This window comes from bacterium 336/3 (assembly GCA_001281695.1).
Taxonomy (GTDB): Bacteria; Bacteroidota; Bacteroidia; order Cytophagales; family Thermonemataceae; genus Raineya.
In genome coordinates this window covers 2,377,946-2,396,883 of the sequence record LJIE01000001.1, presented here as the reverse complement: position 1 = coordinate 2,396,883, position 18,938 = coordinate 2,377,946, and the positions used below count along the sequence as shown (strand labels likewise).

The 18,938-nt window shown below is 33.5% G+C and carries 15 protein-coding genes and 1 pseudogene; 9 read left to right on the top strand and 7 right to left on the bottom strand.

Going from position 1 to position 18,938, the window contains the following annotated elements:
• Positions 1 to 22: 22 nt before the first annotated feature.
• The gene (locus tag AD998_11105; protein KOY86618.1) at positions 23 to 496 is read left to right on the top strand and encodes a hypothetical protein; all 474 of its coding nucleotides are present in this window, start codon (positions 23 to 25) and stop codon (positions 494 to 496) included.
• Positions 497 to 545: 49 nt separating this feature from the next.
• Here AD998_11105 and AD998_11100 read toward each other — a convergent pair whose 3' ends face one another.
• Positions 546 to 1,751, bottom strand: coding sequence for an acetyl-CoA acetyltransferase (locus AD998_11100; protein ID KOY86617.1), 1,206 nt, complete (start codon positions 1,749 to 1,751; stop codon positions 546 to 548).
• 1,332 nt (positions 1,752 to 3,083) lie between these two features.
• Here AD998_11100 and AD998_11095 point away from each other — a divergent pair.
• Positions 3,084 to 4,304, top strand: a pseudogene (locus tag AD998_11095) (hypothetical protein).
• A gap of 1,032 nt (positions 4,305 to 5,336) precedes the next feature.
• On the opposite strand, the gene AD998_11090 reads toward AD998_11095, so the two are convergent.
• From AD998_11090 to AD998_11080, 3 genes are all read right to left on the bottom strand, one after another.
• The gene (locus AD998_11090) at positions 5,337 to 5,771 is read right to left on the bottom strand and encodes an L-asparaginase (GenBank protein KOY86616.1); all 435 of its coding nucleotides are present in this window, start codon (positions 5,769 to 5,771) and stop codon (positions 5,337 to 5,339) included.
• Positions 5,772 to 5,779: 8 nt separating this feature from the next.
• Entirely contained in the window at positions 5,780 to 6,493 is a 714-nt protein-coding gene (locus AD998_11085) for a hypothetical protein (protein ID KOY86615.1), read from the bottom strand.
• An 80-nt stretch (positions 6,494 to 6,573) separates the two neighbouring features.
• Positions 6,574 to 8,133 carry a GH3 auxin-responsive promoter gene (locus tag AD998_11080; protein ID KOY86614.1) on the bottom strand — a complete coding sequence of 520 codons (1,560 nt, stop codon included), beginning with the start codon at positions 8,131 to 8,133 and terminating at the stop codon, positions 6,574 to 6,576.
• 135 nt (positions 8,134 to 8,268) lie between these two features.
• Here AD998_11080 and AD998_11075 point away from each other — a divergent pair, with 135 nt between their 5' ends.
• The gene (locus tag AD998_11075; GenBank protein ID KOY86613.1) at positions 8,269 to 8,931 is read left to right on the top strand and encodes an alanine racemase; all 663 of its coding nucleotides are present in this window, start codon (positions 8,269 to 8,271) and stop codon (positions 8,929 to 8,931) included.
• Positions 8,932 to 8,979: 48 nt separating this feature from the next.
• Here the strand turns inward: AD998_11075 and AD998_11070 are convergent, their stop codons facing one another.
• The 3 genes from AD998_11070 to AD998_11060 all read right to left on the bottom strand — a co-directional run bounded on the left by AD998_11070 (position 8,980) and on the right by AD998_11060 (position 13,776).
• Positions 8,980 to 11,745, bottom strand: coding sequence for a hypothetical protein (locus tag AD998_11070; GenBank protein KOY86612.1), 2,766 nt, complete (start codon positions 11,743 to 11,745; stop codon positions 8,980 to 8,982).
• 181 nt (positions 11,746 to 11,926) lie between these two features.
• Entirely contained in the window at positions 11,927 to 12,277 is a 351-nt protein-coding gene (locus AD998_11065; protein ID KOY86611.1) for a hypothetical protein, read from the bottom strand.
• A 233-nt stretch (positions 12,278 to 12,510) separates the two neighbouring features.
• Positions 12,511 to 13,776, bottom strand: coding sequence for a hypothetical protein (locus AD998_11060; protein ID KOY86610.1), 1,266 nt, complete (start codon positions 13,774 to 13,776; stop codon positions 12,511 to 12,513).
• A 132-nt stretch (positions 13,777 to 13,908) separates the two neighbouring features.
• Here AD998_11060 and AD998_11055 point away from each other — a divergent pair, with 132 nt between their 5' ends.
• From AD998_11055 to AD998_11030, 6 genes are all read left to right on the top strand, one after another.
• Complete coding sequence (locus AD998_11055) at positions 13,909 to 14,586, top strand: tRNA threonylcarbamoyladenosine biosynthesis protein TsaB (GenBank protein KOY88159.1); 678 nt, start codon at positions 13,909 to 13,911, stop codon at positions 14,584 to 14,586.
• 205 nt (positions 14,587 to 14,791) lie between these two features.
• On the top strand, positions 14,792 to 15,313 hold the full coding sequence (locus AD998_11050; GenBank protein ID KOY86609.1) for a hypothetical protein: 522 nt from the start codon (positions 14,792 to 14,794) through the stop codon (positions 15,311 to 15,313).
• A gap of 2 nt (positions 15,314 to 15,315) precedes the next feature.
• A complete protein-coding gene (locus AD998_11045; GenBank protein ID KOY86608.1) occupies positions 15,316 to 15,846 on the top strand; it encodes a hypothetical protein in 531 nt (176 codons plus the stop codon).
• Positions 15,847 to 15,854: 8 nt separating this feature from the next.
• Positions 15,855 to 16,946, top strand: a complete 1,092-nt coding sequence (locus tag AD998_11040) for a hypothetical protein (protein KOY86607.1) — start codon at positions 15,855 to 15,857, stop codon at positions 16,944 to 16,946.
• Between the two features lie 98 nt (positions 16,947 to 17,044).
• A complete protein-coding gene (locus tag AD998_11035; GenBank protein KOY86606.1) occupies positions 17,045 to 17,647 on the top strand; it encodes a hypothetical protein in 603 nt (200 codons plus the stop codon).
• Between the two features lie 153 nt (positions 17,648 to 17,800).
• The gene (locus AD998_11030; GenBank protein ID KOY86605.1) at positions 17,801 to 18,883 is read left to right on the top strand and encodes a fatty acid desaturase; all 1,083 of its coding nucleotides are present in this window, start codon (positions 17,801 to 17,803) and stop codon (positions 18,881 to 18,883) included.
• Positions 18,884 to 18,938: the final 55 nt, after the last annotated feature.

Sequence of the window (18,938 nt, the reverse complement as noted above, 5' to 3'; positions counted from 1 at the left end):
AATAAAAAAATCTTGATTGGATATGAAAATACTCACGATTATTCTTTTTTTTCTTTTTTCTTTAGAATTGATGGCTCAAGAGCAAACCAGTAAATATTCTTCAAGAAAAATTAACAATCATCATATCATAATTATTGAAGATTCTATAACATGCAAACCAGAGCATTTTAGTAAATTTTGGTATATAAGAAATGATAGCTTGGCTATGTTTATTACGTATTTTACCAAACTTAAATACGATGGTTTGAAACTAAATATTAAAAGAAATTATATTCTACAAGTGTTTAGTTATTATAATAGCAACTATGATAAAATGTTAGATATAGTCTTATTACCCAAAAAGTATTTTAAACAACATGGTACTGTCAAATATCCTAAACCCTTTCATACTGTTTGTTTTGCACCCATCAATTTTGATAAAATAGATAGGTTCTCATATTTTTCTTTGAATTGTACAAATTTAGGTTTGTTTATTGACGCAATTTGGGATTACTAAAAATAAAGAGGAACTGTAAACAATTCCTCTTTATTTAAAACATATTTTCTTACACTCTCTCAATAATCGTAGCGATTCCCATACCTCCACCAATACAAAGCGTTGCCAAACCAGTTTGTTTATCCCTACGTTCAAGTTCATCCAAAAGTGTACCCAAAATAACGGCTCCAGTAGCTCCAAGAGGGTGTCCTAAAGCAATAGCTCCGCCATTTACATTCACCTTATCATGCGATACTCCCAAAGCATCCATAAAAAACATAGGCACTACTGCAAAAGCCTCATTTACTTCATACAAATCAATATCGTTGGCTTGCATGCCATTCTTTTTCAGTATTTTCTGAACAGCAGGCACAGGACCAGTCAGCATAATGGTTGGTTCAGAGCCGATAATGGTAAATGCTTTAATCTTAGCTCTGGGTTTCAAACCAGTTTTTACACCAAACTCTTTGTTACCCAACAAAGTAACAGCCGAACCATCTACAATACCTGAACTATTGCCTGCATGGTGTACATGGTCAATTTTCTCAACTTCAGGGTATTGCATCAAAGCTAAATTATCAAGCCCCCCCATTTGCCCCATCATGGCAAAAGCAGGTTGTAGTTTAGCTAAGGTTTCAAGCGTTGTCTCAGGACGAACAGTCTCATCACTATCCAAAATTGTAAAGCCTGCTTGGTCTTTTACAGGGATAATAGATTTGAAATATCCGTTTAGTTGAGCCTGATAAGCTCTTTTATGCGATTCGACAGCGTACGCATCCAAATCTGAACGTTTATAACCATACTTGGAAGCTATCAAATCGGCAGAAATGCCTTGAGGTACAATTTTATGTTTAGCAACAATAGCAGGGCTTGTAAACAAAGCTCCTCCATCTGAACCCATCGGGATACGAGACATAGACTCTACTCCACCAGCAATCAAAGCATCAAACTGCCCTGACATAATATATGCAGCAGCCATATTGATAGCCTCCAGTCCAGAAGAACAAAAACGGTTAATCTGTACGCCTGCTGTAGTTTCAGCATAGCCTGCCACAATAGCAGCTGTACGGGCAATATCTGCCCCTTGTTCGGCTACTGGTGTAACACAACCAATGATAATATCTTCAATTAAAGATGTATCTAACTGATTTTTATCTCTAAGAGCTTGTAAAACAGTTGTTAAAAGTGTTATGGGCTGAATGGTATGTAAAGAACCATCATTTTTGCCTTTTCCTCGTGGTGTACGAGCTATATCATAAATAAATGCTTCTGCCATAGAATTGTGAAGAATTAAGAACATGAATATCAGCAAATCTAATTAAAATATTTGAAATGTCAGAATTTTTAAATGCACGAATTTATTTTGTAGATAAATGATGGTTTTATGTTTTAAAGTTAATATTTTTGTGATATGAAAACCTTTATAATTCATCATTTCATGAAAACAAAAATTATCCTTCTTCTCATCAGCATTTTTGTATCCATTACAAGTTTTGCTCAGAATCTTTCTCTTCTCAAAGATATTAATGCAGGAACAAGTAATTCAAATAGTGAACCTAAGAATTTTATTAATATTAATGGTACTGTATTTTTTACTGCAATCACTCCCACACATGGTAGAGAACTCTGGAAAAGTGATGGAACAGAGGCTGGTACTGTAATGGTTAAAGATATTAATGCAGGAACTGCTAATGGATTTGTTTCAACTATGTCTCAATCAGACCCATATTTTACCAATGTAGATGGTACTTTATTTTTTATAGCAGACAGTGGTATCTATAATCCAGAACTCTGGAAGAGTGATGGAACAGAAGCTGGTACTGTTTTAGTTAAAGTTCTTGTTGGAAGTAACATCACTAATTTAGTAAATCTTAATGGAACTTTATTTTTCTCATCTAATGGCTTTCTCTGGAAGAGTGATGGAACAGAAGCTGGTACTGTTGACATTAAATATTGTAGTCCTTCTCATATTACTAATGTGAATGGAACTTTGTTTTTCCAAGGAGGGGTTGATTGTTGTGGTTCTACAACTGGTATAGAACTCTGGAAGAGTGATGGAACAAGAAATGGAACAGTTATGGTTAAGGATATTAATACTGGTGCTGGGAGTAGTAGACCTAATAGCTTCACATATCTAAATGGCTCTGTATTTTTTACAGCTTATACTGCAACTCATGGTCGTGAGCTATGGAGGAGTGATGGAACAGAAGTTGGTACTATCATGGTTAAAGATATTGGTACAGAAACAGATGATTCGTTTTATATGACTAATATTATTATTAGCAATGGAGCTTTATTTTTTGGTGCTTATAACTCTCTATGGAAAAGTGATGGAACAGAAACAGGAACAGTTTTGCTTAAGAATAATATGGCTCAGAGTATAACAGATGTAAATGGTATAGTGTTCTTTCAAGTTTATGATGGTAATAGTAGTACAACCTCTTTATGGAAGAGCGATGGAACAGAAGCAGGAACTGTCTTGGTCAAAAATAGTCTTTTCATGACTAGTATACCAACTAATATAAATGGAACTTTATATTTTGCTGGTGGTAATAATGCAACAGGTTATGAACTCTGGAAGAGTGATGGAACAGAAGCTGGTACTGTAATGGTTAAAGATATTTATTTAGGTTCAAATTCAGGATGTTATAATATTTATAATATAAATAATTCTTTATATCTTAATGCAAATAATGGTATATATGGTTTTGAACTCTGGAAGAGTGATGGAACAGAAGCTGGTACTGTAATGGTTAAAGATATTTCTACAATACCTGATAATAGCAATCCCAGTAATCTGGTCAATATAAATGGAACTTTGTTTTTTGTAGCAGATGATGGTATACATGGCTCTGAACTTTGGAAGAGTGATGGAACAGAAGCTGGTACTGTAATGGTTAAAGATATTGCACTATTGACAAATAGTAGTTATCCTTCTCATCTTACAAACATAAATGGAACTCTATTTTTTCGTGCTAATAACTCTCTTTGGAAGAGTGATGGAACAGAAGCTGGTACTGTAATGGTTAAAAATATTGGTCTTTCATGGCTCACAAATGTAAATGGAACTTTATATTTCACTAGTGGTATTGGGAGTATGCAACTTTGGAAGAGTGATGGAACAGAAGCAGGGACAGTCAGAGTAAAAGATTTTACGTTTATGTCGTGTGGTGTCAGTTTAACATGGCTTACAAATGTAAATGGAACTTTATTTTTTACAGCCTGTAAGTATCCAGAGGGTATAGAGTTATGGAAAAGTGACGGAACAGAGGCTGGTACAGTCATGGTTAAGGATATTTGGGCTGGAGATTTTTCTGGAAATCCATCTAACCTTACAAATGTAAATGGTACTTTATTTTTTGTAGCTAGTAACTATGCTAATGCCAAAGAATTATGGAAAAGTAATGGAACAGAAGCAGGTACTGTTTTAGTTAAAGACATCAATGAAGGTGGTGGTGATAGCTCTCCTTCTCATCTCACAAATGTAAATGGAACTTTGTTTTTCTCAGCTTATAGCTTAAATGGAGGTCGTGAGTTATGGAAGAGTAATGGAACAGAAGCTGGTACTGTTTTAGTTAAAGACATCAATGAAGGTTCGAATTATAGTTCACCATCAAATCTTACAAATGCAAATGGAACTTTATATTTTACAGCTAATAATGGTGTTAATGGAGAAGAACTATGGAAGAGTGATGGAACAGAGGCTGGTACTATTTTGGTTAAAGATATCAATATAGGAGCAAATAATAGTTCTGCTACCAATCTAGCTCATATAGATGGAATTTTATATTTTAGTGCTAATAATGGTATACATGGTCTAGAACCTTGGAAGAGTGATGGAACAGAAGCTGGTACTATAATGTTTCAAGATATTAACTCTTCAAATATTGGTGTTTTTGTTCCCGCAGGCAATAAATTATTTGTATCTATAACACATCCAACTTCTGGCACAGAGTTATGGGTTTCTAATATACCTTTACCCTCAGCTAATCCAACTAACCTTACAATAAATACTATTTCTCAAACACAAATTAATTTATCATGGACTGATAACTCTAATAACGAAACAGGTTTTAAAGTTGAAAGCTCTCCTGATGGCTCAAACAATTGGGCAGAAATAGTAAGTCTTCCTATTAATTCTACAACCTACTCAGATAGCAACTTAATGGCTAATACTTCTTATTACTATCGAGTAAAGGCTTACAATATGGGTGGAAACTCTATATACACTAATATTGCTAGTGCTACAACTCTACCATTACCTCCTATTGCTCCAACTAATCTTAGTATGATAGCTACTACTTCATCAAGTCAAATTGACCTATCATGGACTGATAATTCCAATAATGAAACAGGTTTTAAAATTGAACGTTCTGCTGATGGTTCAAATAATTGGACAGAAATTGCAAGTTTACCAGTCAATTCTACAAATTACTCAAATACAGGTTTAACAGCCAATACTGCTTATTTCTATCGAATAAAAGCTATAAATGCTGGTGGTGACTCTGAATATAGCAATGTAGTAAGTGCTAGGACACTGGAAGAACTCTCTCCTACCAGTATAGAAAATGAATGGAGTAAAAATATTATTATTTATCCTAATCCCACACAAGGAAGACTATCTATAGATATAACCAAGCTCAATTCTCAGAATATTCAGATAGAACTTTACAATATAGTTGGTCATAAAATACAACAACAAAACACAAAAGATACGATTGTATGTTTGGATATAACTAACTTACCTAAAGGAGTTTATATTTTACATGTTAGCACTCAAAAAGGTAAAACTCATAAAAAGATAATTCTAGAGTAACAAAAAGCCTCCTAAATTAGGAGGCTTTTATTTTACAATCACTTTTTAACTCGAATGGTCTGCACAAATCACCCATTTTCCTTTTATTTTTCGCCATAAAAGCGAAAAATGCCCACTGACATCTCCTTTTTCATCTCTTTTGAGATACCATTTACCAATCATCAAGATTGCATTTTTACTAATAGAATCTGTATGAAGTACTGTAAATTGTAACACACCCATTGTTGCTTTATCAGGGTAACCTTTTTTATAACGGTCTAAAGTTGCCTTCCAGCCATATGTAATGCCATTTTTTCCAACAAACTTCAGTGAATCTGATTGCCAATACCCTTCCATAAAACCATCTAAATCTCCTTTATTCCATGCTTCTTGTTGGTTTTTTAATATAGCTTTTAATGCTTCATCATCTTTTTTTCCAACTTTTTGAGCAACAACCGTTTGGCAGATCAGCAACAGGCAAAGAATTAAGAGCTTTTTCATACAATATCTTAATTTGTTGAATTTTCGGTTTGTTTATTGGACTTGAATTGAATTCTGTGCATATAAATTACTTGAAAAACATGCTCAAATCGTGTCAAATCTCTTTCATTAATAGGTTTTAACCATCTGTTGAAGTACAATACATCCAAATTGGCATTTTTCATTAAAAAACGAAAACCAGCCTGCCCTCTTGTTTCACTAAACCACAAACCTCTTCTGATGATAAAAGGCTCAAAAGCTAAAAATCCACTTATTTTTTTGGTAATAGGTGGTGTAATTTGTCCCAGCAAACGCCAACGATGATTGACAGGTGTTCTTACATCTGTTTCATATATCGGATTTGCCCATAACCTATCATAACTCAAACGAGCTACAAAAGGTATTTTTCCATTGGCAAGTGTTCCAAACCGATTGATACGCCCTTGAGCAATATGAAGTACCCCCAAAGGTTCAAAAACGCCACCAATATAGCCTACAGCAAATCCCCAAGGCTGATTAGGTCTTCTGTAATTCAAATGTACTGTTCCCAAAATTGTTTGTAATCTCGAAAAATTCTTGTACATTCTATTCTGAACGCTCAAATCTACACCCCAAGGAGAGTTTTGTTTTGTAATATTTGTACCTGCTATTCCCCAAAATAGACCATCATGTAGTATTTCTCCCTCTTGTGCAAAAGCAGGCAATGTTATCAAAACAAGAAAAGTCAAAAAAACTGTTTTCATGAAATTTTTAAAGCTTGTGTTTTCAAGAAAACTTTAAAAACATATAATTGTTTTACAATTTTTTATAATTGTATTACTATTTATATTTTGATACTATGTTGAGCTACATAATTCTGCCAATCTTTCATAATATCGCCTTTTACAACTCTTGGAAATTTGGTTTGTCCTCCTTCTTTGCCTTTCGAACGCATCCAATCATAAAATATGTGTGTGGGTAATACCTGAACTAGTACATCTTTCAGGGCTGCACTACGTTCTACTTTGTAGTCATCATTCAAATCGCATAATTTTGCATCCAAACGAGCTTTTATTTCTTCAGCATTCACTACATCATCTGTTCCAATATACCAGTGGTGAGCAAATAAAGTATCATGTTTTACTCCTGCTACTGTAAATTCTTTCACCATAAAGCCCATATCACTCGCCACACTTTCAATAGCTTTGTTCATATTATCCACAGACAAATGCTCACCACACAAACTCAAGAAATGTTTTGTTCTACCTGTAATAATAATATCAGAATGTTTTTTATCTACCAGTTTTACAGTATCGCCTATCAGATAACGCCATGTTCCCGCACAAGTAGAAAGTAAAATAGCATATTCTTTTCCTTCTTCTATTTCATCAATCATGAATGTTTCAGGATTTTCAATTATTTCTCCATTTATATCAAAATTCTTTTCATTGAATGGCACAAATTCTAAAAATATTCCATTATTCAATACCAATTGTAGTTCCCCGTCAGGACGAGCTTGAAAAGCTATGAAGCCTTCTGAAGCCAAATATGTTTCCAAATACAATAACTCTTTACCCAAAAGTTTAGAAAAGCTATTTTTGTAAGGCTCAAAAGCTACACCGCCATGAGCATAAATCGTCAGGTTAGGCCATATTTCATGGATATTTTTTACCTGATAATGAGCTATAATTTTCTCTAAAAGAATTTGAATCCAAGCAGGAACGCCCGCAACATAACCAATATCCCACTTGGGAGCTTGTAATACAATTTCCTCTAATTTGGCATTCCAATCTGTATTTTTAGCTATCTTTCTGCCTGGTTTATAAAAATGTTGAAACCAAAAAGGAATTTTAGAAGCTGTAATACCACTCAAATCACCTGAAAAGTACATTCCATTGAAATTGAGATGTGTGCTTCCACCCAACATCAGAATACCTGTTTCATACAATTTACTCGGTAAATTTGGATAATTGGCTAATGCAAGTATTTGACGTATACTTGTTCTACGAATAGCCTTTATCATATCCTTGGTAATAGGAATGTATTTACTGGCAGACTCCGAAGTACCTGAACTCAATGCAAAATATTTAATCTGTCCTTTCCAACATACATCTTTTTCACCTTCTTTGGCTCTATGCCACCACTGATTATAAATTTTGTTGTAGTTATATGTTGGTACATGCTTTTTATAAAGCTCATAAAACTCTCGGCTGGCTTTAGGGCTATTTTGAATATTTTCTATAATTTCCTGAAAATGATATGTTTTACCAAAAGCTGTATGCTCAGCAGTTGTCAAAAGTTTTAGGAGTTCTTTTTTTTGCAGTTGAAAAGGTGATTTTTTTTCTTGTTCAATGCTTTTTCTTAATTTTATGCCGTTTTTAAGGAGTTTTCCAAGAATAGCCATAACATTAGAATAGTTTAAGTGTTTATTTCAAACAGAGTTTTGAATTTGGCACATCTAAATTGAAAACTTTTTAGGAATTTTCCAAAAAAAAATACAAAAATTTGAAAAGTACAATAAAAATATAAAAAAAATACAATGTTTTTAAAAGACAAATACACAGACATTTTAAACGCTTTAGGAGCTTGTAAATTGATAGCTGTAAGCAAAACAAAACCTCTACCTGACTTGATAGAAGCTTATGAAGCTGGTTGTAGAGATTTTGGTGAAAATAAAGTACAAGAAATGGTAGATAAACAATCGCAAATGCCTCAAGATACTCGCTGGCATCTGATTGGACATTTACAAACCAATAAAGTCAAGTACATAGCTCCTTTTATACATCTTATTCATTCTGTCGATAGTCTTAAATTATTGCAAGAAATCAACAAACAAGCAATGAAGAATAATCGTGTAATAGCCTGTTTGTTACAGATTTATATTGCTCAAGAAGAAACTAAATTTGGGCTTGACTTTGATGAAGTCAAGGAAATTTTAGATTCTGAAGAATTAAAAATCCTCCAAAATATCAAGATTGTAGGTTTTATGGGTATGGCAAGTTTTACAGAAAATACAGAACAGATCAAAAAAGAGTTTTCTGGTCTCAAAAAATTTTATGATGAATGTAAAACTTCTTATAAGCAAGATAATGTTGATATCCAAGAGCTTTCAATGGGTATGAGTGGCGATTATGCCCTTGCCGTTCAAGAAGGTTCTACTATGGTACGAGTGGGTAGTTTATTATTTGGAACAAGAAATTAAAATAAGCCTGATAAATTTATCAGGCTTATTTTTTCTAAAAAAGTGTTTTTATTCAATCACTATTCTTCTTGTTTCAATTTGAGTAACAGTGTTAATAACAAGCAGATAAGTTCCTTTCGCAACTCTTTTCAAATCTACTTCTAAAGTATTTTGTCCTTTTTCCAATATTCTCTTTTGAGAAAACTGCTCAATACCTTGTAAATTTACCACTTTCAAGGTCATTTCTTGCTTTTCCAAACTGTTGATTTTTAGTTTGGTGTTAAATGTATTGGTTGGATTAGGATAGATGTTTTCAATTTGCCAAGATTCAACAATGGGATTAATAACTGTAATTTGGTGAGAATATTCAGGCTTTTTATTTTTTATAATTTTCTGTATTCTATAAAAATTTCTACCTTTTATAGGCTGTTTGTGTGTATAAGCATATAAATTAGTATTTGTTACAGGTATTTGAGCTATTTTTTTGAAGTTTATTTCATCTGTACTATGCTCCAAAATATACATTTCTACATCTTTTTGATCTTTAAATGACCATTTTAAATCTACTTCTAAATTTTGTTTATTCCATTCACCATTAAAATACATAAGATTTAGAGGCAGAGGTGTGCAGGTAGTGCAAGTTGTTGCATTAAAAGTAAAACGATAAGCTTCGTTGGTGGCTGTCCAGTCTGTACTCAACGCATTTCTGTTAGTTGGTACAAGAGCTTCCGTTCCGTTATAGTTATGTAAACCTACAATGGCATTTCCACTATTCCAAGAAGCACACAAGCGTTTTCTTGTGATGTGGACTTCTATATTATTGGTTGTTTCAAACATTTTAATTTGACCTGTATAATCAAGACTTCTATCTCCTTCGCAACTACTACTAAACATAGGAATACTTTCCCAAGAAACCACAAAACGTCTGTTAGGAGCTGTTCCAAATGTTTGATAACGAATAGTCGGATTTGCTCCATTGGTTGTTACACTTGGGTCAATATCATGCCATGTACCCAATATGGCATTTCTTGGAGCATCAGTTGTATTTGGAATATCAGCACTAATAGAATAATCAGAAAAATTTCCTGCTGCTGCATTAATGCCTGTTGGCAGATTTGTTACAGAACTTCCACAACTTGTACCTCCAGGAGGAGCAAAAATAATATAACCATTGGCTGAAATCAAAAAGTCTTGGTATTGATTGCCATTTAGACAAAAATCGAAACCTGTAGCCACTACACCACCAGGGTAAAATACATCATCCGTAAACCCAGAAAGGTCAGCAGATGTTAGTACATCAGGACTATGTGCAATAGAGCTCATAGTATATGTTCCTGATAAAGTACAAGTTGTAGAAGCTGTAACAACAGGGGCAGAAATTGTTAAATTAGTAAAAGGATTATTGGCTGGGGAAGGAAATGAATCCATAATAAGATAATATGTTCTTCCTGTCACTACATCAGCACACATACTTTTATTACCCGTAGAAGATTGTGTTTGGGCTACACAAATGCCTGTTGCAGCTCCACCACAAGAGCTTACAGGACAACCATCATACAACATCAAACCTGTCCAAGTACCTGTAGAAATCAAATCTATTGTAATTTGTCCTGAAGTAGTAGGTGTAAATACCCAAACTCTATCTTCTCCTTCATAATAACTGGTGCTACCACATACCTGAGACACATTAGATGATGTAATGTCATCTACAGCTCCTGCTGTTGTTCCTGCCCCTGAACTATAAGGTAAACTGGCAACGTTCGTAACTCCTGTTCCCAAACTACAAGTAGCTGCCACAGGAGCAGAAATTGTCAAATTGGTATAAGCATTGTTATTTGGAGAAGGGTCAGAATCTAATACTAAATAATATGTTTGTCCTGCTGTAAGATTTGCACACATACTTTTATTACCTGTAGCAGATTGTGTTTGAGTTATACAAGTTCCTGTTCCTGTAAAAGAACAATTACTCGTTGGACATCCTTGATACAACATCAAAGCTGTATTTGTACCTGTCGATGTGAGTGTCATGGTTACAATACCACTTGTTGCAGGTGTAAATTGCCAAACTTGGTCTTCTCCATCATAATAAGCAGTGCTTCCACAGATAGCTGATACATTAGTAGGAGTAATATCATTAACAGCCCCTGCTGTTGTTCCTGCTCCTGAACTATAAGGCAAACTGGCTACCACCGTTGCCCCTGTACCCAGTGGGCAACTTGCTGTAGTCGTTGCTACCAACGAAATATTATCTATTGCTGCAGGTGGGTTTGTTCCTGAACCATTATTATTATTTCTCCAAGAAAACACCAAACGTTGCGTTGTCCCAATTACAGAGCAAGGTAAGTTAATAGAAAAATTCTGGTAAGTACTTTGTCCATATAAATTTGAGCCTATCTGCCCTGTTGTAAGTTGTGTTCCTCCTACAGGAGTAGTTGTAGTTGGAACGAGAAAAATACTTAATCTATCTGCTGCCTCTCCTGATGCCTTCCAGTTAAAACTCAATGTAACTTGGCTTACACCTGCTGGTATAGTTACATTACGATAAATATGAGATACAGAATTTCTATTATTATTGTAGTCATAATCTGTACTATTTCTAGAAATAAAGGCTGCCCTTGAGCCTGTTGCACCTACCCCTGTAGGATTACCAATTTCCCATTCGTTTCTCTCACCACCACCACCATCATTAGCAACTGTCCAACCATTACCTGCAAAGGTAGTTGCACTTTCAAAACCTCCATTTCCTGTGGAACTGATAATAGTTTGGGCATATGAAGTTAAATTAAGCAAAAATGCTATCAAGAAAAATAATACTGTTTTTTTCATAAAATTCATAAAGTTAAATATGTTGTTTAATTAAGAATCCCAAAACTAAACTTACAGTTTAGTTTATCAATAATATTATACGAATCATCTATAATATCATATCTTGTATATGGATATTACATTGTTTTATCTAAAAAATAAAGATTAATGGAAAATTTGAGATATTATGAAGAGCAATGAGACGATTTTATTATTTAGGTTTTATAGTTTCATCATTGCACATTGCCATCATGGTTTCAAAGGTGGCTTCTTTGATAAAGATATTGTATTTAGCATCTGTTACCTTTATTTTATCAAAAATAGGTTGATTCGTTGGGATTAAAGTACGATTTACCTGCAATATGATGCAATCGTGGCGAGTGCAAACGCCTTTTACTTCTATTCCATTCATGGTTTGAAGGGCATTTTTTACTTTATTCCATTCCTGAATAGTCTGATAACATTCGGGTATGCCAAGAACTATCTCTGTTGTATTATTTTGAGCTTTTACCTTAGAAAAGAGAAAAATAGAGAATAAAAAAATAAAATAGATGTTTTTCATAATACCTTAAAAGTTTATGTTGTTTTATTTTGGCTAAATTATTGCAAAAGTTTATTATAATTTCATGAAAAACTCTTTACAAAAAATAATATTTTACAATACAGCATTTTCACAAAATTATGGTTTTATTTTTGAAAGTAAAAAAAGGTAAATCACAAAAACAAAAAAACCTCGTAAATCTTACGAGGTTTTTTTGTTCATTTTATATAATTATCTATGAATCTGTTATTTAATTATTTTCCTTTTTTCTTGTCTTGTTTAACTCCTTTCAGGTTTTCTTCTGCTGAAGGCTGTGGATTTTTCACAGGATTATTGTTTCTACGGGCAACTAATAAACTTGCATTGTCTGTTTTCCAATGGTAGCCATAAGCAAAATTGATGCGTGTTACTTTAGAGCTATCTTTGTAGGCATCTCTCAAATCGGGCTGTACAGTATAATTGCCAAAGTCAGCTACAGGACGAGCATATTTTCCATATAATTTTACATCCCAGTTACCAGCAGACATATAATCTCTGTAAGGTACTCCTGTATCATCTTGGAAAATCACTTTGGTGTCTTCTAACAAGATTTTCTTTACAATCTGAAAATTAGGATTGAAAAGCACATAAGATGCTGATTTCAAATAACCTACTTTGTTAGAGAAGCCACGAATAAATTTATCGAACTGAGGTTTTTTAAGCAATGCCATATCGCTTACATCTCCACCAAAATAATACACCCATTGTGTTTTTTTACGATTTTTGTTTTTAATCTCAAAAGCTACACCATAATAAATGCTATCAGCTTTGGTTGTGTAAATATCTTTGAAAATAGGTTTTGCATCTTTATCAATACCTACACGTTGTACACTTACAATCTCGTTGCCTGTACGAGCCAAGAAAATACTCATAATCGGTGCAACACCATTGGCTCTGCGATACAAAGCAGAACCCATATAACTTGTAATGAAGTAGTTACGAGCAAAAATATCTTTCAATCCTAAACGTACATCAGCAAAATATCCGTTTAAGTATTTATCATCTTTTGCATGGAAATCTTTTTCCAATGTACCTGGTAGTTCCAAACCAAACATGATATAATTATCTGCATTGGGGAACAAATTATAAGCATTTAAAATATCTGGACCACTGAAAGGATAGAACACAGTATTTCCTTCTTTGTTCATGTCCGAAAGTTCGCTATCTCTCCAAGGACGTAATTTACTCAAATATTTATCTTCTAAATTTGCCCAACCTTTGTTAAAATCTTCTTGATGAGCTTTAAAAGCAGCCGAATTGATGATTCTTCCATAATTAGCTGTATCTGTGGGAGTCATGGCAGCCAATACTTCTGCCCTTCCCGATGCCATTTTATCAATGGTAACTGATTTTTCTACCTCTGTTTGTTTTTTGGTAGTATCTTTATTGTCTTTATCTTTGGTACTATTGCTCTCTTTACAAGAAGCAAAAGCTACACACAACCCTAAAGTTGCAAACTTTATTGAATTACTCAATTTCATAACAAATGGGAAAAGTAATTTTAGACTTGTGAAAAACTTTGCGAAAGTAATTGTTTTTTAAGAATTTTGGCAAAAAAGTAACAAAAACTTTTATATACATTTTAAAATAATTTGACTTTGAACACCCAAGAAATAATTTTAAGTATAGAAACTGCCACTCCTGTTTGCTCTGTGGCTTTGCATATTGCAGGAAATTTGGTTGCTAACTACGAATTACACACCGAACGTTCCCACTCCGACCAGCTCACCAGCATGATTGAGCAAATTTGTAAACAAAGTGGTGTTCGCTTATCAGATATATCTGCTGTGGCTATTTCAAAAGGTCCAGGTTCTTATACAGGCTTACGAATTGGCGTGGCTACTGCCAAAGGTTTGTGTTTTGCATTGGATAAGCCTCTTATTGCTATCAATACACTCGAGGCTATGGTGTGGCAAATCAATGCTTTTTTTGGAGAAAATACACTCTTCTGCCCTATGATTGATGCTCGTAGAATGGAAGTTTATTGTTTAGTAGCAGATTCAAAAGGAAATATTCTTGAAGGAACTCAAGCAAAAATTATTGACAACCAGTCTTTTGAAAATATTTTATCTACAAACAAAGTTGTATTTTTTGGAAATGGAGCTACAAAGTGTAAGTCTATGATTGAACACGAAAATGCTATTTTTTTGGAAGGTGTGTACCCAACAGCCAAAACAGTGGGTTTATTGGCTTCTCAAAAATATCCTCAAAATATATTTGAAGACCTCATTTATTTTGAGCCTTTTTACCTCAAAGATTTTGTTGGTAAAAAAGTTACCAATTTGTTATAGTATTTTTCAATAAAACGCTACTCTACATTTTGCATTTTTTGCAAAATACACTTCAGCATTTGCATTTTTCGCAAATGCTATTTTTTTGCATGCGATTACTCTCTCATTTTCTGCAAAAAACGCTTTTATTAAGTTTACAAGGCTAATAATCCGTTTCATTTCTGATTTTTCATCCTCCATCTTTGAAACAAGAAAACAGAAAAAAATGAAACTACTTGTTCCTGTATTATTCAGTATTATTTCACTATCAGCTTTTAGTCAAAGAAAGCAGAAAACAGAAAAAACTTCTGATGGTTGGCTATTTGGAATTACAAGTCAACAATATGGAAGTAATGATACCACAATTACAACAAGATGGGGTCTTGAGGTAGGTTTGAATCAAGAGTTTTACAGAAATTTACCAGAAGGAGATTATCATTTACCTAATTTTTATCGTTCAACCACAGCTAGTATTAGTTTAGAGGAAAAACCAATCATTAGTTTAAAACATGGTTTTTGGGGGTATCATTTTATTGAATGGGGCATTCATGCTTCTGCTCAAACAGATTTCACATACTATAACATAGCCATACACCCAGAGTTTGGACTTTACTTTTACTATGGTAAGATAACCAGTTCCTTTGCCTTTCCTGTTGGTAATTCTCGTTTTGAAAGATATAAAAACCCTTTTGTTACTATCAATTTACAAGTTATAACCAATAATTTCAAGAAATCAAAAAGACACTAAAAATGATGAGATTATTTATTTTACATATCATACTCTGCTTCAACATTGGCCTATCAACTTTTGGGCAATCAGAAGAAAAGAAATTAAAGTTATTGACAGGAGTTTCTCTAACTAGCTTTGATAAAACTCATTACGGAGGTATAGATTTAGGAGTTAGCCAATACAATTGGAAAGATTCTTATGATAGTCTTGGTCATTTTACATTTAAATTTACAAATACTTCAGTTTATACTAGTGTCATATTTGGAAAAAAGCCTGTAATGGGTTTACACTATAACTTTTTAAGAGGTGGGTTTCTTCCTTATTATTTAGGATACATAAGTATAGGTGGTGATCTATCCATCATGACAAATTTTCAAAAAATTAGTTTTGTAATACAACCTGAAGTAGCTCTGTCATTTGGAGAACATGGGAAAATCTCTGTTGGACCTTCAATAACTATGGGAAGCTCTCCTTTTGAAGGTTTCAATCAAGTCTTCGCTACTGTTAAACTACAAATATATCATCATACATTAAAGAAAACCATAAAATAAAATATATTATGAAACGTACATTTTTAATACTCGCTTTATCAGTTTGGAGTTTTATTATCAAAGCTCAAACACTCACAATCTTACATATTGATACCAAAGGATTAGGCTATGAACCTGCTCAAATGGGCGATTTGGTTCGTTTGGAACTCGATAAAATTCAAAAATTCCAAGTAACAGACCGTTATGATGTAGCCCATCTCATCACTCAAAAAGGGTTAAATGTTGCAAACTGTTATGGTAAAATCTGTTTGACAGAAATCGGAAAATCCATTGGTTCAGATAAAATGCTGGGCGGAAGTGTTGAGAAACTGGGTAAAAAAATCATTGTTAGTTTTCGTCTAATAGATGTAAAATCAGAAACTACCGAAAAATCTTATACAAAAGAGTTTTTAGACCTTACTCCCGAAATACAAACCATTATATCGATTAGTTTGCGTGAAATGTTTGGTTTAGAGAATGACCAAGAAATTGTCAAAAAACTTACTGAACCTGATAGTTATGAAAGTGTTTTGAACAATCCATATTCTGAACGTCTCAAGCTCAATGGTCCAAGAATGGGAGCAACTGTTTTTACAGGCTCATTAGCTCAAAGATTATCTGAACCCAAAGCTCAAGGTGGTTTCAATGCCATGCCTCTTATGTTTCAGTTTGGGTATCAGTTTGAAACACAATACTTAAACGAAGGTAATTTTCAAGGTTTGTTTGAGTTTATTCCCATGATTACAGGATTTGACCAAGGCCTACTGATTCCAAGTTTTACAATTTTAAATGGTTTAAGAAACAACAAAACAGGCTGGGAATTTGCTTTTGGTCCTACTTTTAGCATGGTACAAATGGGTGAAGGTTATTATGATGCAAACGGACAATGGACTTTAGTACTTGCAGACCAAGATAGAAGTCAAATCCCCTTTCCTATCGAAAAACGTTTGGATAGCAGAGGTGGTAGATACGAAATACGCCCAGGTTTCTTGATTGCAGCAGGTAAATCATTTCGTTCTGGCAAATTAAATATCCCCGTAAACTTCTATTGTATTCCTTCTAGAGATGGCATGCGTTTTGGAGCATCCTTTGGCTTCAATGGGAAAAATAAAAAATCTTAGTTAGACTAAATTGATGAATGCTATGCCTTTATAAATAAATTTTGAACACTTGCAGAAGATAATATAACTATGGAAACTTTTATTTAACCTCTACAACTATGAAAATTTATATTCCTATGGCAATGGTGGCCTTTAGAGCCATCATTGCTCCTTTTACAATCCTAATTGCCTATTTTACACCAGAATTTAAGTATTGGATAGCCATTTTAGCTTATTTAGCTATTATTTCAGATATTTTTGATGGTATTTTGGCGAGAAAATGGGGAGTTGCAACTCCCAAATTACGTTTGTACGACTGCTGGGCAGATTTATTCTTTTGGTTATGTGCTTGTTATTGTATTTGGTTGTGCTTTCCTGAGCTTGTTCTACAATATAAATATTGGATTATTCCTCTTTTCATTTTGGAGCCTATTCCAGACATTATTTATTGGTTTCGTTTCAAAAAAACGGGCTGTTCACATGCTTATAGCTCCAAATCGTTTGGAATTGCATTAGTAGTCATGTTTAGCTTTTTATTTTTCGCAGAAATAGCAGGCATACCTTTTTTTGTAGCAATTGCTTTGGGTTTAATTTCTCAAACTGATAGAATTTTCATTGCCAGTCTGTTACCTTCACGCATTTGTGATATACCAAGTTTCTATCACGCTTATTTGCTCAGAAAAGGTAAAAATTTTAAAAAACATTTTTTATTCCATTCTTGAAAAAATCTTATTATTCTTAGAATAAGAACAATGTCAGCAAAATATATGGTTATACCATAAGCCAAAAATACAATTTCATTAGGAATTGCAGGTATTTATTTTTTACTTTGTAAAAAATTTTTAAGTTAAGGACTAAATTTTAGTTACTAAATTATGCCCAAAATCACCTTTAACAACAAAAAAGGCAATTTTCATTCTACGTTGAAAAATGCTGTTGAACAGTACTTTTTGGAAAATAATATTTCCAAAACTGGAGATTGGAGACTTTATTCCAAAACTATCATTCTTATTGGCTCAGCCATAGGTATGTATTTAAGTCTTATCTTAATGCCTTTACCTGCTTGGCTAGGAATTGTTTTAAGTGGTGTGCTTGGTTTTATTCTTGCTACAATTGGTTTTAATGTCATGCACGATGCCAATCATGGTAGTTATTCAAAGAATAAAACTATTAACGACTTGTTAGGTCTTACACTCAATGCTTTAGGCGGAAATGCTTTCCTTTGGAAAACGAAACACAATATCATTCACCACACTTATACCAATGTAGATGGTTTGGATGATGATATTGCCAAAAGCCCTTTGATGCGAATGGCTCCTACACAAGTTTGGGTACCTGCTCATAAATTTCAACATATTTATGTTTTCTTCTTGTATGCTATTAGTTCTTTTGCATGGGTATTTCTCATGGATTTGAATAAATATTTCAAGCAAAAAGTTTATACAACCCCTTTACCAAAAATGTCTTTTCAAGAACATTTTATTTTTTGGATGAGTAAAATATTGTATGTAATATTCTATATTGCTATCCCTGTTTATTTTGTAGGTTGGGCAAATTGGGGTATTGGTTTTGCTGTTATGCATGTAATTATGGGACTTACTTTATCTGTGGTATTCCAATTAGCTCACGTAGTGGAACACACAGAATTTGAGCATGTTGAGGAAGACAAATTGGTAGATAGCGAATGGGCTATTCATCAAATTGTTACAACTGCCAATTTTGCACCTGGTAATAAAGTAGTATCTTGGTTTGCAGGTGGATTAAATTATCAAATTGAACATCATTTATTTCCTCGTGTAAGTCATGTTCATTATCCTGCTCTCAGTAGAATTGTAAAAGAATTGTGTCAAGAATATGGTGTTCGTTATTATGAATCTCCTTCTGTTTGGACTGCTATCGCATCACATGTGAAAGTAATGAAAGAGTTTGGAAAACGCCCAATGTTAGTCAATTCTTAATAAGTTATTAGATATATTATAGAAAAAGCCCGTTTAAAACGGGCTTTTTCTATTT

What these genes read in the sequence shown, in the direction of transcription:
- AD998_11105 (KOY86618.1), top strand. Translation starts at nt 23, where the DNA reads ATGAAAATACTCACGATTATTCTTTTTTTTCTTTTTTCTTTAGAATTG.
- AD998_11075 (KOY86613.1), top strand. Translation starts at nt 8,269, where the DNA reads ATGTTTTTAAAAGACAAATACACAGACATTTTAAACGCTTTAGGAGCT.
- AD998_11050 (KOY86609.1), top strand. Translation starts at nt 14,792, where the DNA reads ATGAAACTACTTGTTCCTGTATTATTCAGTATTATTTCACTATCAGCT.
- AD998_11100 (KOY86617.1), bottom strand. Translation starts at nt 1,751, where the DNA reads ATGGCAGAAGCATTTATTTATGATATAGCTCGTACACCACGAGGAAAA.
- AD998_11080 (KOY86614.1), bottom strand. Translation starts at nt 8,133, where the DNA reads ATGGCTATTCTTGGAAAACTCCTTAAAAACGGCATAAAATTAAGAAAA.
- AD998_11085 (KOY86615.1), bottom strand. Translation starts at nt 6,493, where the DNA reads ATGAAAACAGTTTTTTTGACTTTTCTTGTTTTGATAACATTGCCTGCT.
- AD998_11040 (KOY86607.1), top strand. Translation starts at nt 15,855, where the DNA reads ATGAAACGTACATTTTTAATACTCGCTTTATCAGTTTGGAGTTTTATT.
- AD998_11070 (KOY86612.1), bottom strand. Translation starts at nt 11,745, where the DNA reads ATGAATTTTATGAAAAAAACAGTATTATTTTTCTTGATAGCATTTTTG.
- AD998_11090 (KOY86616.1), bottom strand. Translation starts at nt 5,771, where the DNA reads ATGAAAAAGCTCTTAATTCTTTGCCTGTTGCTGATCTGCCAAACGGTT.
- AD998_11030 (KOY86605.1), top strand. Translation starts at nt 17,801, where the DNA reads ATGCCCAAAATCACCTTTAACAACAAAAAAGGCAATTTTCATTCTACG.
- AD998_11065 (KOY86611.1), bottom strand. Translation starts at nt 12,277, where the DNA reads ATGAAAAACATCTATTTTATTTTTTTATTCTCTATTTTTCTCTTTTCT.
- AD998_11035 (KOY86606.1), top strand. Translation starts at nt 17,045, where the DNA reads ATGAAAATTTATATTCCTATGGCAATGGTGGCCTTTAGAGCCATCATT.
- AD998_11060 (KOY86610.1), bottom strand. Translation starts at nt 13,776, where the DNA reads ATGAAATTGAGTAATTCAATAAAGTTTGCAACTTTAGGGTTGTGTGTA.
- AD998_11045 (KOY86608.1), top strand. Translation starts at nt 15,316, where the DNA reads ATGATGAGATTATTTATTTTACATATCATACTCTGCTTCAACATTGGC.